Annotated in this window: 12 protein-coding genes; 6 read left to right on the forward strand and 6 right to left on the reverse strand. The window is 57.5% G+C overall.

Features of this window, described 5'->3' with window-relative positions; all coding sequences use genetic code 11:
• Positions 1-10: 10 nt before the first annotated feature.
• Genes AC13DD_RS08440 through AC13DD_RS08450 form a run of 3 tightly spaced genes read left to right on the forward strand, consistent with a single transcriptional unit; the run spans position 11 to position 3836 of the window.
• On the forward strand, positions 11-1219 hold the full coding sequence (locus AC13DD_RS08440; RefSeq protein ID WP_008177251.1) for an ABC transporter substrate-binding protein: 1209 nt from the start codon (positions 11-13) through the stop codon (positions 1217-1219).
• An 8-nt stretch (positions 1220-1227) separates the two neighbouring features.
• The gene (locus AC13DD_RS08445) at positions 1228-2037 is read left to right on the forward strand and encodes an ABC transporter ATP-binding protein (RefSeq protein ID WP_008177252.1); all 810 of its coding nucleotides are present in this window, start codon (positions 1228-1230) and stop codon (positions 2035-2037) included.
• Complete coding sequence (locus AC13DD_RS08450; protein WP_405418066.1) at positions 2034-3836, forward strand: AMP-dependent synthetase/ligase; 1803 nt, start codon at positions 2034-2036, stop codon at positions 3834-3836. Before AC13DD_RS08445 ends, AC13DD_RS08450 begins: the two co-directional genes overlap by 4 nt.
• Before the next feature lie 11 nt (positions 3837-3847).
• On the opposite strand, the gene AC13DD_RS08455 is transcribed toward AC13DD_RS08450, so the two are convergent.
• Positions 3848-4168, reverse strand: a complete 321-nt coding sequence (locus tag AC13DD_RS08455) for a hypothetical protein (RefSeq protein ID WP_008177254.1) — start codon at positions 4166-4168, stop codon at positions 3848-3850.
• A gap of 298 nt (positions 4169-4466) precedes the next feature.
• On the opposite strand from AC13DD_RS08455, the gene AC13DD_RS08460 reads away from it, so the two are divergent.
• Both AC13DD_RS08460 and AC13DD_RS08465 read left to right on the forward strand, forming a co-directional pair.
• Positions 4467-4955, forward strand: a complete 489-nt coding sequence (locus AC13DD_RS08460) for a hypothetical protein (protein ID WP_254775439.1) — start codon at positions 4467-4469, stop codon at positions 4953-4955.
• Positions 4956-5044: 89 nt separating this feature from the next.
• Positions 5045-5332, forward strand: a complete 288-nt coding sequence (locus AC13DD_RS08465; RefSeq protein WP_175497368.1) for a hypothetical protein — start codon at positions 5045-5047, stop codon at positions 5330-5332.
• A gap of 30 nt (positions 5333-5362) precedes the next feature.
• Here the strand turns inward: AC13DD_RS08465 and AC13DD_RS08470 are convergent, their stop codons facing one another.
• Positions 5363-5749: a hypothetical protein gene (locus AC13DD_RS08470; RefSeq protein ID WP_405418071.1), complete on the reverse strand. Its 387-nt coding sequence runs from the start codon at positions 5747-5749 to the stop codon at positions 5363-5365.
• A 170-nt stretch (positions 5750-5919) separates the two neighbouring features.
• Here AC13DD_RS08470 and nei point away from each other — a divergent pair, with 170 nt between their 5' ends.
• The gene (nei, locus tag AC13DD_RS08475) at positions 5920-6762 is read left to right on the forward strand and encodes an endonuclease VIII (RefSeq protein WP_405418074.1); all 843 of its coding nucleotides are present in this window, start codon (positions 5920-5922) and stop codon (positions 6760-6762) included.
• On the opposite strand, the gene AC13DD_RS08480 is transcribed toward nei, so the two are convergent.
• From AC13DD_RS08480 to AC13DD_RS08495, 4 genes are all read right to left on the reverse strand, one after another.
• Positions 6759-7748, reverse strand: a complete 990-nt coding sequence (locus tag AC13DD_RS08480; protein ID WP_273085285.1) for an L-threonylcarbamoyladenylate synthase — start codon at positions 7746-7748, stop codon at positions 6759-6761. The two genes, nei and AC13DD_RS08480, sit on opposite strands and share 4 nt — an antisense overlap.
• A gap of 13 nt (positions 7749-7761) precedes the next feature.
• Positions 7762-10125 carry a YbcC family protein gene (locus tag AC13DD_RS08485; RefSeq protein WP_405418077.1) on the reverse strand — a complete coding sequence of 788 codons (2364 nt, stop codon included), beginning with the start codon at positions 10123-10125 and terminating at the stop codon, positions 7762-7764.
• The gene (locus AC13DD_RS08490; RefSeq protein WP_104270516.1) at positions 10125-11699 is read right to left on the reverse strand and encodes an NADH-quinone oxidoreductase subunit L; all 1575 of its coding nucleotides are present in this window, start codon (positions 11697-11699) and stop codon (positions 10125-10127) included. Before AC13DD_RS08490 ends, AC13DD_RS08485 begins: the two co-directional genes overlap by 1 nt.
• 126 nt (positions 11700-11825) lie before the next feature.
• Positions 11826-13751, reverse strand: a complete 1926-nt coding sequence (locus AC13DD_RS08495; RefSeq protein WP_008177264.1) for a methyl-accepting chemotaxis protein — start codon at positions 13749-13751, stop codon at positions 11826-11828.
• Positions 13752-13914: the final 163 nt, after the last annotated feature.

Consider the following 13914-nt stretch of genomic DNA (forward strand, 5'->3'; position numbering starts at 1 on the left):
GAGAAGAAACATGTTCAGAAACATCCTCGAAAAAGGTCGCCGGCTTGCCGGGCTTGGTAGCCTGGTCGCTGCACTGACAGTTGCTGCCCCGGCGATGGCTCAGGATAAAGAGCCCATCGTGTTCGGTGGCTCCATACCGCTTTCCGGTGTCTTTGCCTTTGCCGGTATTCACCTTCATGCCGGTCTCACCGACTACACCGATTGGATCAACAGCCAGGGCGGCATCAATGGTCATCCCGTGGAATACGTCATGGAAGACACTGCCTATGAGGTGGACCGTTCGGTCGCGGCTTTCAAGAAGATCTCCGGCAGCAGCTCGCCGGCTACCTATTACGGCGACAGCACCGGTTTCATGAAGGCCATCGCCTCGGAGCTCAACAGCCAGGGCAACACGCTCATGAGCGGCGCGTCCTTCGCTACCGTGCTGACCGACAACGAAACCTATCCGTATCAGTTCATTCCGGGGCCGAACTACAGCCAGATGTTCGGCATCATCCTCGAGTACATCGCATCCCAGGGTGAAGGCGGCGATATGCCGAACGTGGCGTTTGTCTATAGCGATACCGAATTTGGTAAGGACCCGATCGAGAATGGCAAGGCCCGCGCTGCCGAGTTGGGCATTGAAGTGGTGGAAGAAATTGTCACCAAGCCCGGCAGTGTCGACGTCTCTGCCGAGGTGCTGAAACTGCGTCGGGTGCGCCCCGATTACGTGGTCTTCCACGGTTATGTGCTGTCACCGATCAACGAATTCATGGTGCAGATGCGCCAGATGGGCCTGGATACCCAATTCATGGGTACCTTCTGGTCTTCGGACAAGCTGATTATCGACAAGATGGGTGCAGATGCTGATGGTTACATGGGCGTGATGCCCTATAACTACTACGACAGTGAGGAAAGTGGCCCGATGCTGGATGCCCTGAGGGCCCAGGCCGAGAAGAGTGATCCGGAGGCCGGCTACCGTCCCACCGGGTATATCCAGGGCTGGTTCAACGCCATGGTCTGGACCGAAGTGATCAAGCGCACCCTGGATGCCGGCAAAGAGCTGAACGCGGACAACATGGCAGAGGCCCTGGCCTCCATCGAGGACTGGGACACCGGCGGTATCATCGGGATTCCCGTGACCGTGCGGGACATGTCTTTCCCGGTAGGCCGTATCTGGCGGGTGAACGCTGACGAGGGCCGCTATGAGCCCGTGTCGGACTGGATCCACCTCGACTGAGGGGCTGTATGGAAGCCTTACTGGAAATCGATAATATCGAGGTAGTCTACAACAAGTCAGTGCAGGTCCTTCGGGGCCTGTCACTGCGGGTTCCGAAGGGGGCCATTGTAGCGCTCCTCGGCTCCAATGGTGCTGGTAAATCCACCACCCTCAAAAGCGTCTCAGGGCTGCTGACCCTGGAAGACGGAGAGGTCACTGCCGGCGAAGTACGCTTCAGGAGTAAGGATGTAAAAGGTGTTCCGCCGGAGCGGCTTGTGCGCGACGGACTCTTTCATGTCATGGAAGGCCGACGAGTGTTCGAGGACCTCACGGTTGAGGAGAACCTGATTGCCGCCACCTACGCGCTCAGTGGCAGTAAGCCGTCCCTGAGTGACAGCTATGAGCTGGTTTATAACTATTTCCCGAGACTGAAGGAGCGCCGCAAGCAGTTGGCCGGTTACCTCTCCGGCGGCGAGCAGCAGATGTTGGCCCTGGGTCGGGCGCTGATTGCACAGCCGGACCTGATCATGCTGGATGAGCCCTCCCTCGGTCTGGCGCCGCTGCTGGTGGAAGAGATCTTTACCATCGTGGCCAGAATCAACCGGGAACAGGGGACTGCCATTCTTCTGGTGGAACAGAATGCCGCGGTGTCACTGGCGGTTGCATCCTACGGTTACATCATGGAAAACGGCAAGATCGTAATCGACGGCCCGGCAGACAAACTCACGGCCAATGAAGATGTTCAGGAATTCTATCTGGGTGTGGGTGGCAAGGAAGGTGAGGCCCGCAGTTATCGAGACATCAAGCACTACAAACGCCGTAAACGGTGGCTGTCATGACAACGCCTTCCATCCCTGACCTCACGCTGACACAGATGCTCCGGGCCCATGCCCGGGAGCGGCCGGACGCCCTTGCTTTGCGCCAGAAGGACTTCGGTATCTGGCAGGCCTATTCCTGGCAGGATTATTACCGGCGGGCCCGGCACTTCGGGCTGGGGCTGCGTGCCATGGGGCTCGAACCGGGTGGCCACGTGGCCATTATCTCGGAAAACCGGGTGGAGTGGGTCATCGGCCAGATGGGCATCGGCCTGGTGCAGGGCATCTGTGTCGGGGTCTATCCCACCAGTCCCTGGAACGAGGTGGCCTATGTCCTGCAGCACAGCGACGCGGAATTTGCGATCTGCGAAGATCAGGAACAGACCGACAAGGTGCTGGAAGCCTGGCCAGATTTGCCCAAACTGAAGCACTGCATTGCCATTGATATGAAGGGCCTGCGCTATTACCCGGAGCCGCCGTCGGCATTCGAGGATATCGAGGCCAGGGGCCGGGAATTCGAAACGCAGCATCCCAACCTGGTGGATGAATTGCTGGACAGCCAGCAAATGGATGACACCGCCCTGATGATCTATACCTCCGGGTCCACCGGCCGACCCAAGGGGGCAATGATCAGCTGGCACAACCTTCATGCCGCGGCGCCGGGGCTTATTGAGCTGTTGCAGGCGGACGAACACGGCTCGAGCCTTTCCTATCTGCCGCTTTGCCACGTTGCAGAGCAGGCCTTTACCAACATTGCACCGGTCTATGTGGGCAGTACGGTCAGCTTCGGCGAGAGCCTGCGGACCATTCAGGAGGATTTGCGGGAGATTGCGCCGACCTTTTTCCTGGGGGTGCCGAGGATATGGGAGAAACTGCACTCGTCCATCTACATCAAGATTCAGGAGACCGGGCGTTTGCGGCAGGCATTGTTCAAATGGGCAATCCGGGTGTGTTCGCCTATGGCCACGAAACCCCGCGCAGACTGGAACCTGAAGGAGAAATGCCTGTATGGCATCAGTTACTGGCTTGTGTTGCGCGCCTTGCAGAATTTTATCGGCCTGCGCCGATGCAGCATTGCGCTCACCGGGGCAGCCCCTATATCAACCGGCATACTGGAGTTCTTCCGGACCATCGGCATTCCCCTGGTAGAGGTATATGGCCAGACGGAAAGTACCGGCGTTGCCACGGCACAACCCGTTGATGACGTGCGCCTTGGAACGGTGGGTGTGGCTGTGTCCGGGGTTGAGGTAACGCTTGGGGAGCACAACGAGATCATCATGCGCGGTGGCAGCATGTTCAAGGGATATTACAAGAACGACGAGGCCACGGCTTCAACTTTGAAGGATGGCTGGCTGCACACCGGTGACGTGGGTGAATGGCGGGATGGCCAGCTAAAGATCGTCGACCGTCTGAAAGACATCATGATCACCGCCGGCGGCAAGAATCTTTCACCAACGGAAATCGAAAACACCATCAAGGCCAGTCCCTATATCAAGGAATGCATTGTGATCGGTGAGGCCAGAAAATATGTGTCTGCGCTGATCCAGATTGATTTCGATACGGTGGCAAAGTGGGCAGAGCAGGAGCGCATTGCCTACACCACCTTCCGGAGCCTGACCGAGCAGCCGCAGGTGAATGACCTCATCCAGGCAGAAGTAAACAAGGGCAACGAGCAGCTACCACAGGTGGCGCAGATCAAACGCTTCCACTTGCTGACGAAGGAACTGGACCACGACGATGACGAGGTAACGGCGACCATGAAAGTCCGCCGGAGCAATATCTACGAGAAATATACCGAGGTGATCGAGTCGCTTTACGCCTGACAGCGAGGCGCCTAGAAACGGGCGCCCTCTTCCACCCGGATTCGTTCCATGTACTGGGTCAGGGCGGCGTTAATGAGTGCCAGAACCAGGAACAGCAGGATACCCTTGGGCACCAGGGCGTGAATTTCCGGGTTGGGCGCGGTGCTGGCGGTTACCAGGATCAGGCCCAGAATGTTGCGGGCCAGGCGCATGGTGAGCATGGCGCAGAGATACCCGGACTGGAATGCCGATTCTGCACCCTTCAGACAGCGGCCAAAAGCTGGCATCAGGTGCACGGTATTGAGCAACAGAACCGAAAAAATGACTAATTGAATAACGCTGTAAATGGTCATGACCAGAGACTAACGAATGGCACTGGTGTTAAATAATCGCGTTTATTATCTCCGATTGGGATCCTGTTATCCAGTTGAGTATGGAAGGTTCAAAGCAAGCTGGCTTTTCGGAGTGTTGGAATCGGGAGGGAATTAATAAATGGATTACATCGCGCCTGTCAGCAGCGCAATCATGGCGATCGTCTGGATTGTCTACTTCCAGCTGTTTTTCCTGCAGTAAAAACGAAATAATCGCCCATACCTTATTATTCATCACGCCCAGAACGAAAACCCGGATGCCCTGTGTCTGCTGGTGAACATGGGCAAGGAAACGGTGCACGTGCAGTGTGTGCAGGTGGTTCTCTACACCCGCGCGGGCGAAGAGAAAATCATGACGGTGACCGACTATCGCCGTGTCGGCGCGGATGATGCCAACGTGCATCAGGTGCTGCGCCAGGGCCCGTTACAGCCCGGTGGGTATCTGGTGCTGGGCTCGTTCAGGAACATCATCCTGGGACGTCGCAGTGAAGAAAGCGAAAGCGATTACCTGTTCGAGGACATCACCGGCGTTGAAATCCGGGCCGCCGTGATCCACGGGCCCACGAAGTATCCGGTGGGTGTACGGCGCAGCTTTTCTCTTAACCACGAGGGTTGGCCCCAGATCTTCCCGCGGAACATTCACAGCGAGCAGCTGGTGCGCCGGAAGGATCGACACCAGGTGAGACGCTGGGTTGAAGAGGAATTGCAGCCCGAGCGCAAGGGCAGTTCTGAGTCCGATAGCTCGGATCAATCGTCAAAATCGGACTGAGGCAGCTATTCAGTTGGGTCCGGGTTGCGTTTCCACTTTTATTTCTTGAGGATGGGCGATCGCTCGCTATTTGCGCAATGGAGGCATTTATGTCACTGAAAGACGAATTGATCAAAAAGGCCGAAACCCAGCTGGAAGAATGGGAAAAGCAAGCCGATTCCCTGAAAGCCAAGGCCAAAGCCAAAGAAGCTGAAGCCGAGAACGAGAAGGCGAGTGCTGACATTCAGCAGAGCGCCTCCGATGCAGTGCGCTCGGTGGAAGATAAAATCTCGGAAGGCCGCAAAAAACTGGACGAACTCAAACAGAGCGGTGAAGACAACATCGACAGCCTGCGCGAGCGGCTTTCCGATCTGATTGGCCCTGACAACAAGCGCTAGGCCGCTTGGCTGAGGAGCGGCAGGCTGCGTCTACTGAAACTGGGTGTAGCAGCGCTGTCGTTTGGTTTGCCAGCCCCGCCATTGGGGCTCGCGGTGATGGAGCCGGTAACGCTCCATCACCGCCATGAACCTGCCCATGTAATCGCATTGACCCGAAGCCGGCAACCACTCATCTGGGCCACGTCCATCCCTCAATGTCTTGTCAGTCTGACTCATTCTGATCTGGTTCTCCGGGTCTTCCAGAAACCGCTCCTTCATCGAGGGTGGCCACTGATCAGCGCCCAGCGCTTCGGCAAATACCAGAGGGACAACCTGGGTCTTCGCCAGGTTGTCCGAGGCAGCCGGTTCCTCCCTTGTCGCCGCCGCCAACACAATCAGAATCGCTGCAATGAACAGGGCCAGCTTGGTGTCTTTCATGACTCACCTTGCTCGTGGTTTAGCTACACCAAAACCTACGAGCAGGTTGGGTAAAGGGCTTACCCGGATCCGGAGAAAACTTTTTGACCCGACAACTCCGAATTGCTGGATGCAACGTAGGGTAAAGCTCACCTGTATTGCAGATAGACCGGTCAGGAGCGGAAACGAGTATGCCCGAAGGTCCCGAAATACGCCGCATGGTCGATGACATTCATAAGGCCGTTGGCGGCAAGGCAGCGCAATCTGTGTTTTTTGCCTTTGAACACCTGAAGCCTTTCGAGCGTGCCCTTCAGGGACGCAGAGTCGAGAGAGTGGAGGCCCGTAGCAAAGCCGTGTTGGTGTTTTTTGAGGCCACAGATGAAGACGGGCCTTGGTGCGTTTACAGCCATAACCAGCTGTATGGCAAGTGGCGCATGGGTAAACCCGATCGGGAACCGAGTACAAACCGGCAACTGCGATTTGCCATTATCGGTCCGAAGAAAGCGGCCCGGTTATACAGCGCCTCCGACATCCAACTGGTTCGGCCCGATGAATTGAGCGAGGTGCCTTATCTGTCACGCCTGGGGCCGGACCCTCTCAATCAGGATGTCAGCGTCGATCAACTGTTGGCAGTGTTTGATGACAAGCGGTTCCGGGGCCGGAACCTGGGTGGTTTGCTGCTAGACCAGGCCTTCGTTGCCGGAATCGGTAATTACCTTCGCTCGGAAATCCTCTTTGAGGCGGGGATTTCACCGCGGGCACGGCCTCGTGATCTGGACGCCGATCAGCAGTCGAGATTGGCCGAGGCGATTCTGACTCTGGTTCAGCGAACCTATCGATTAAAGGGCATCACCAATCCGCCCGACCGTGCAGAGCGGCTCAAACAGGAAGGATGGACGTTCGGGCAGCGCCGGCACATGGTGTTTAACCGCGATGGCGAACGCTGCCACGATTGCGCGTCGCCTCTTGTTAAAACCATGATGGCCAGCCGGCGGCTGTATTATTGCCCTGAGTGCCAGGGTGTGCCGGATTAAGTGAATTGTTCGGTACAGGCCCGTCCCAGCCGATCGTGAACGGCCAGCCACTGGCTTTCCCGGGGGGGAAGCTCAATCACGATCCGATCCACGTTCGCCTTGTCCATAGCGTGCATGGCGGTATAAAGCATGCGAGCGTACTCGTTCGGATCGGCGCTGAGCATAATGGACTCGGATGCCAGCTCGCCCGGGGCAGACTGCCACCAGATAACGCCAGTCTTCTCGCCTGCTGGTGTAACTTCGGGCAAAAGCCCGGCAAACCGATCCGTGGCCACTCCAACGGTAGGTGTGACCGGCTGGTAGTGGCGCTTTACGCTCCCCGGCACTGCCTGGCTGGCCGCTTTGCCTGAGGCGAGCGCGATTCCGAGGCAGGCTTCGATATCGCTCTGGCCGATCTGCCCCGGTCGCGCGATGACTGGGGTTTCGCCGGTCAGATCGACAATGGTGGATTCAATGCCTACCGAACAGTCTCCGCCGTCCAGAACTGCCTTGATTTTCCCGGACAGTCCCGCGAGTACGTGCTCTGCGGTGGTCGGGCTGATCCTGCCATAGGGATTGGCGGACGGGGCGACAAGCTCCCTGCCAAGCCGTTGCATGGTCGCCAGCGTGGCCGGGTGCGCCGGCATCCTGACCGCCACGCCCGGATTGCCGCCGGTAATAAAATCGCTGACGCCGCTTTTCTTCGGCAGTAGCAGCGTAAGCGGGCCGGGCCAGAATGCCTGGATCAGCTGCCTGGCAGTCTCCGGGATCTGGTCGACCCAGATACTGATCCGGTCCGGTGATGCCACATGCACGATCAGCGGGTGTCCGACCGGGCGCTGTTTCGCCTCGAATACCTTCCGGACCGCCTGATCGTTGCTGGCATCGGCCGCAAGCCCGTACACAGTTTCGGTGGGTATAGCGACAAGGTGGCCGGCAAGAAGCAGGCTGGCGGCTTTCTCTAGGTCGCCTGATTGTGTTGCGTCTAACTTGATGGTTGCGGGCATAAGGTCTCAGGGGTTACAGGTTGGGCTGGCTGGCGATGGCTTGCCACTCATTCCGGTAGAAACGCTCAATCGAGGTCTGCTCATCGTCGATCCGGAACAGGTACAGCCAGTCGTTATCGATCAGCTCCTGCACAACTTTGTGTTTTTGCGCGATCTCGGCAATGGCTTCCTTGGGTGCCGCCAGATAAACGCTCAGGCGCAAGGGCTCGTGAACCCAGCGCTTACCATCGTGGACTGACTGCAGCGGCAAACCGATTCGCAAATCGCCGCCGTTGCCCTCGAAAACCCCCAGGTGGCCGCCAACCACGTTGTGCAGGACCTTGTTGCCGCTACCGTAATGCAGATTGTCGGTAACAGACATGAAGTACTGAAGGTTGATCCAGTGGGTGACCACCATGGGCGCGGTCATGATCAGTTCGAGGATGTTGAAGCCTTCATCCTCGCGCCAGCGATAGTCGTGGAGGAAACTGCGGCCACCCAGGTCCAGGTGTCGCGTGGCCGAACGAGGCGCCACGATAAAGCTTGCGTTGCCGGCAAGACCCCATTCCGGCCGAACTTCGGACCAGTCCTGGCTGCGCTTTTTGATGGCGCTGTCAACATCGCTCTCGTTTGCGATACCAAGCCGCAGGGCGCGTTCACGACGTGCCTGGGCGCCGGCATTGGCCAGGAAACCCCGGATCTCGTCGGGAACATCACCTGAGCACTCGACCTCGTCGGTGGTTGTGTTATGCAGTGCCCCCACGAACCGGGTTTCGGAGGGGATCAAAATCCCCTGCTCAGCCAGGGCCGCACGCACGTCCTTGTCGTTCAGGATGCCGGCAAGTACGCGAACATTTACCGAACCGGTCTGTCCGCCGCAGGCGCCGCAGTCGAGGCCCGCTGCATGGGGATTGTTACGCGTACTACTGCCGTGCCCAACAAGGAGAACGGTGGGCGCAAAATCATGAGTCAGGGTCATGGCCCGGAGAATACCCCCGGCCAACTCCGCTTTCTCCGCAGCGCCCAGCAGGGTCCCGTTCTGGCGGATCTCGAACTCGGTCTGTCCCTTATGGAGTTGATCGACCGGGTTATCCGAGGACTTGCCAAAAAAGGTTTTGCGAACCATGCGTCCCAGACCTGCCAGGCCCATGCTCTCGATAAAGCTGAAGCTCGCCGGGCCGGCGTTGGAAAACTGTGACCAGTGGGAGTGGTTGGCTAATGACTGCCGGCTGAAACTGCCGGCAGGTTCGGCCTCAGTAACCTCGAGCGCCGGCGCCAGCAAGCCCGGCAATTGCGGCCGGCAAAACCCGGTGCCCTTGGGTCGATACGAGATCGGGAGGCCGAAGAAGCCGGCAAACCCGAGGGTCTGGATAGCTGGATTCTGGGCTTCCAGCGCACGACGATAGACCTCCGACCGAACATCGATGCAGAAGGCCGCCTGTAACTTCAGCGGCTGATCGTCCGACGAGGGATTTTCAGGCCTGGTAAGAAGCTTTTCAGCCATCTGTGACTGGTAGGCCGACTCAGCCTCTGTTTGCTGGCGCCAACCTGTGGTTTGAGATTGCTCGTGGGTCTGGAGCATCTCTGGCCAGCCATCCCACTGTTTGAGCCAGCGTTGTTTCAGTTCGGCAAAGATGGCCCCGCCAACGTGTTGGACGTGCCGCCATATGGCGAGCTCCCAGGCCAGTCGGATGGCCAGTAGACCCGGCAGCAGGTCTTCCTCGTGGCCACTGAGTCGCGCTTGCCACCGCAAGTAGGCGGCCCAGGATGACCAGCCGTTGATATCCAGGAGGAGCGCATGGGCATAATCTGGCGCATAGTCCGGTTGGGATGCCAGGGCTTCGAGGGCATCGGTAATCAGTTTTTCATGCTGATCCGGCAACACCTGAAACTGGGAGGGCAGGGATGGTTCTCCCATAACAATGGCAATGCCGCGGTCAGCCCGGGTCATTTGCAGCCAGCTATGGTAAAGGTCCTGGGCATCCGCCTTGAAATCACCGGCATCCAGACGCTGGAAATAGTCGCCGCAGAACTGGCTTATCTGATGCACAACTTCATCCTGCCAGCCTACCTGATGGGCGGTGTCGCGATTGCGATCCAGCTGGGCGCTCAGGTTCTGCCAGTGTTCGGGCATGCTGGCGGTCTCCGCGGCTGCCGGGCCGTTGCCCTGCCCGGCAAGCGCGGCCTGATTCTGGCAGCAGGTGCCATTGAGTGCCGCCATGCGCGAAGCGACCCTGGTGAATGGCAGGTCCCGCATTTCCCAGAACGGGTTCACGGCGATCATCTGATCCAATGGCCAGGAGGGCGCGATTCGCGCGCAGGCATCGGTGACGGCCGCCTGCCAATCTGGTGTATGAGTGGTTGCTTCGGTGGTGGCATTAAGGTTCGACGCTAACATTATGCGGACTCCCTGGAACCAGAGGTTGAAGACACGCTGACCACGGCTCGCGGCCGCACGACATCAGGCAGTTTGGCAGGCCATATTTTCAGGGTCAGACGGGTGGACCACTCATCGAGGTAGCCCGCGGCGAACAGGAACCGGTAAAGCCTGGCGCCTGCGGGTGAGAAACGGTGGTAGCGAATCTGGTAGTAGCCGCGTACCAGGATTGCGATAAGGGCCGCGACAAAAACCACTTCCAGCAGGCTTGCCTGGCTCTCCGGTGGGGCGAGCACCATGCCGAAGAAGGTTTTCTGAAGCCAGTACAATGCCCAGAAGGCGGCGCCGATAATCAGGCCACGCCCGACCGTTACAACGCCGCCCCCGGCCGACAGGAATTCTGAGAGCAGAATCGTCAGGGCGATGCCCGGGACAAGCCATGAAAACATGTGTGCTGTGCTGGTCTCATTGGACAGAAAAACAGTCGGCAGCATGAACAGGCCGGCCAGGGCGGCAGCGGCCAGCCACTGTTTTGCCCCGGGCTCATTGACGGTAACCAGGCGTTTTTTCATCGACAACTCAACGGTGTTGCCGGCGTTCAGGAAGGTGTGGGCCTTGTAAGCAGAATGGGCAACCAGATGCAGGAGTGCCAGCTCGTACAGCCCCAGAGCGCACTCAACCAGCATCCAGCCCATCTGGGAGCAGGTTGACCAGGCCAGTCTTACCTTGATGGAAATACGGGTCATCATAACAAGGCTGGCAAACACCGCCGTGGGCCCTGCCACTGCAAGCAGCAGCCACTGGGCGGCGCTTACTTCTGAAATAAGCGGTGCCATCAGAATCATCAGGAAACCGCCAAGGTTCACAACGCCAGCGTGAAGCAGGGCAGAAACCGGCGTGGGTGATTCCACCACCTGAATCAGCCAACCGTGGAACGGCATCTGTGCGCATTTGAGCAAAGCAGCCACGGCCATCAAAACCGCAGCGATCTGGGCGCCGGCGGGCACCTCTGTTGCACCGGATACCTGGACCAGAATCCGATCAATAAAGGGCGTGTCGTACTGGACATAAAGCAGAAGGAACGCCAGTGCCAGGCAGAACTCCGCAATTCGCGCAAAGATGAATTTTTTGTGCGCGGCCAGGGCGGCGCGCGGGCGATCAGGAAAGAACATCAGCAACTGGTGCAGGCTTACGCTGATGGCAATCCAACTGACGAGGAACACCAGCAAATGATTGGTGATGGCGATCATGGCAACGCTGGCGAGGATCACCTGAAGCCAGATCATAAATCGGCGCTGGCCGGGATCCCCCGCAAGATACCTCTCCGAGAAGCGTCCCAGCACCATTCCCAGCAAAGTGATAAGCAGCAACATGATTGAGGCCAGAGGCGCGTGACTGAACCAGACGCCATCGACCGGCCACCACCAACTTCCGATTGCGGCGGCCAAAGCCGATACAAAGGCAAGCTTGAAGGTCAATGACCGTGCGAGAAGGTTGCTCTGGTTGGTTGCCAATCCGGTCGCGACTGCTCCGGCACCGAAAAGCAGCGGTACCAGCAGTGAGAACAAGGATTCGATCGCCTGAACATCGAACATGCGAGGGCCTCGGAATCAGGAGTATTTAATACGCGTAGTATCCGAGGCTTTTGCTGTGAACAAAAATATATATATCCGATCGATTCGTTCGTTATTTAAGAATGATTGCCGGGTATGGAAACTGGGTCAGGTCCTGTAAGAGTCCAATTGAGACTTCAGTTTTTCCGCTAGTTGCTTCAACGTTTCTGCCGCCTCATTGGTTGATGCGGCGTTCTCCTGGCTGCTACCAGCCATTTGCCGAATGTGCTCAAGGCGCTGGTTGATGTCCTCAGAAACCTGGCTCTGCTGCTCGGCGGCGCTTGCCATTTCAATGTTGGTGTCCCGAATGGTTCGAACGCCCTCGCGCAGTGCCTCGATCGCGTTGCCGGTTTCGCGGATCATGTCGTTGGTTTCAGTTGCTAGCTGACTGCCCACCTCAATAACGTCGGTGACACCGGCAACGCCTTCCTGCAGGTGATTGATCTGGTCCTGGATCTCTTTGATGGACTCCTGGGTCCGACGGGCCAGGTTTCTGACTTCGTCTGACACCACCGCAAAACCTCTGCCGTGTTCTCCGGCTCGCGCTGCCTCAATCGCTGCATTAAGCGCCAGGAGATTAGTCTGTTCCGAAATGTTTTCTATGACGGAAAGAATATTGCCGATGTTATCCGATGCAGCTCTCAGCGAAGCACTGGTTTGCACTGAGCTCTGGTTGTTGTCGAGCTGGCTCTGTATTTTCGCCGTGGTTTTGGCAATGAGCGATTGGCCACTTTCGGCCAGACCATCCGCCTCTTTGGCAATGTTTTCAGCCCTGGAGGCGCTTTCGGCAACAGTTTGAGCGGTTGCTGTCATCTCATTCATGGCGGTTGCAACCTGCTCGGTCTCCTCGGTTTGTTGCGAGACGACGGTGGCGGAGTCTGATGCTATGCCCCTTAGACTCGACGAGGCCTCAAGCAGGCTTTCCGAGGATCTTTTGGTTTCTGAAATTGTAGTTTGTAACCGGTCTAGCAAGCGATCGAAGCCTTGGGCCATGACGTCCAATTCGCTCTTGCCGGTTGCATTGAACCTCACCGTCAGGTCGCCTTCGCCGCTGGCAATGTCGTTGATGGCATCGATCATTTTTTGGAGAGGTCGAGCCACAACCAGTTGTGCCAGGGCACTCAGGCAGCCGATCAGCACCAGTCCGCCGATCAGAATTGCCATGACCGTCTTGATGGTCTGATTGCGAACCATGGCTGCCACTTCGTCTTCCGAGTAGCCGGTGATAATCTGGTACCCCCAGGCATCGAACGCAGTACGTGCAAGGTTCCAGTCTTCCGGCTCAGATTCCAGCAGGTTTTGCAGTGGATCGGACTCAATGGAGCTGGAGTGCATGCGCAGTCGATTCTTGTCGTCCACCAGGGCGAGAAATCCTCTTTCCAGCAGGCTGGATGAGGTGATGGCCGCTTCAAGTTCTTCAAGGTCCGCTGAATAGCCCACATACCAGATGCCGATAATCTGGTTTGAGGCGTTACGGATAGGGCTGTAAGCGGTGAGGTAGGGATTGCCGAGAATATCGACCTGTCCGAAGTAGGCTTCGCCCCGGCTAATGGCCTGCCCGGCCGCGCCCGCCATATTCAGTTTGGTGCCGATGGCACGGGATCCATCGTCTTTCTTTACGTTTGTGGAAACCCTGACAAAGTCCTGTCCATCCCTGACGAATAGAGTGGCTGTGCCGTCCATGATCCCGGTTATGCCATCCACCAGGTCAAAGTTGTTGTTGATCATGGTGTCGCCGAGAAACAGTGCCGGAACGGGTTTGCCTGCGACCGGTTCGGTTCCCTGGATCCTGGCGGCTCCGAGTTGCTGGCCGCGTTCAATGAGCAGATTCAGCGAATTCTTCACCCGTTTTGACATGAGCTCGTCGGTGATGGAGAGCATTCCGGTGATCTCCTCGACAAGATCACTCTGCCTTTCAGCGACATCTGCCGTGATCGTTTTCTGCGTGTTTAAAGCGATCACAACGCTTGCGAGTATTGCGATGACCAGCAGAACAGCGGCAATCGAGACGATGAACAGTTTTCTGATAGACATGCTGATTCCCCAGAATCTATAAGCTTTACGGACTATTGGAGCACGCAAATTACTGCGATCTTTTTTTATATCGGCCGGGATCGATGCTTCCTTAATCATTATTGCGTCATTCGTGAATCATTCCAGAGATTACGACGCATATGTGCTGCCAAAAGAGCGGAAA

The organism is Marinobacter sp. L-13 (assembly GCF_056857715.1).

What these genes read in the sequence shown, in the direction of transcription:
- AC13DD_RS08440 (WP_008177251.1), top strand. Translation starts at nt 11, where the DNA reads ATGTTCAGAAACATCCTCGAAAAAGGTCGCCGGCTTGCCGGGCTTGGT.
- AC13DD_RS08445 (WP_008177252.1), top strand. Translation starts at nt 1,228, where the DNA reads ATGGAAGCCTTACTGGAAATCGATAATATCGAGGTAGTCTACAACAAG.
- AC13DD_RS08450 (WP_405418066.1), top strand. Translation starts at nt 2,034, where the DNA reads ATGACAACGCCTTCCATCCCTGACCTCACGCTGACACAGATGCTCCGG.
- AC13DD_RS08455 (WP_008177254.1), bottom strand. Translation starts at nt 4,168, where the DNA reads ATGACCATTTACAGCGTTATTCAATTAGTCATTTTTTCGGTTCTGTTG.
- AC13DD_RS08460 (WP_254775439.1), top strand. Translation starts at nt 4,467, where the DNA reads ATGGGCAAGGAAACGGTGCACGTGCAGTGTGTGCAGGTGGTTCTCTAC.
- AC13DD_RS08465 (WP_175497368.1), top strand. Translation starts at nt 5,045, where the DNA reads ATGTCACTGAAAGACGAATTGATCAAAAAGGCCGAAACCCAGCTGGAA.
- AC13DD_RS08470 (WP_405418071.1), bottom strand. Translation starts at nt 5,749, where the DNA reads ATGAAAGACACCAAGCTGGCCCTGTTCATTGCAGCGATTCTGATTGTG.
- nei (WP_405418074.1), top strand. Translation starts at nt 5,920, where the DNA reads ATGCCCGAAGGTCCCGAAATACGCCGCATGGTCGATGACATTCATAAG.
- AC13DD_RS08480 (WP_273085285.1), bottom strand. Translation starts at nt 7,748, where the DNA reads ATGCCCGCAACCATCAAGTTAGACGCAACACAATCAGGCGACCTAGAG.
- AC13DD_RS08485 (WP_405418077.1), bottom strand. Translation starts at nt 10,125, where the DNA reads ATGTTAGCGTCGAACCTTAATGCCACCACCGAAGCAACCACTCATACA.
- AC13DD_RS08490 (WP_104270516.1), bottom strand. Translation starts at nt 11,699, where the DNA reads ATGTTCGATGTTCAGGCGATCGAATCCTTGTTCTCACTGCTGGTACCG.
- AC13DD_RS08495 (WP_008177264.1), bottom strand. Translation starts at nt 13,751, where the DNA reads ATGTCTATCAGAAAACTGTTCATCGTCTCGATTGCCGCTGTTCTGCTG.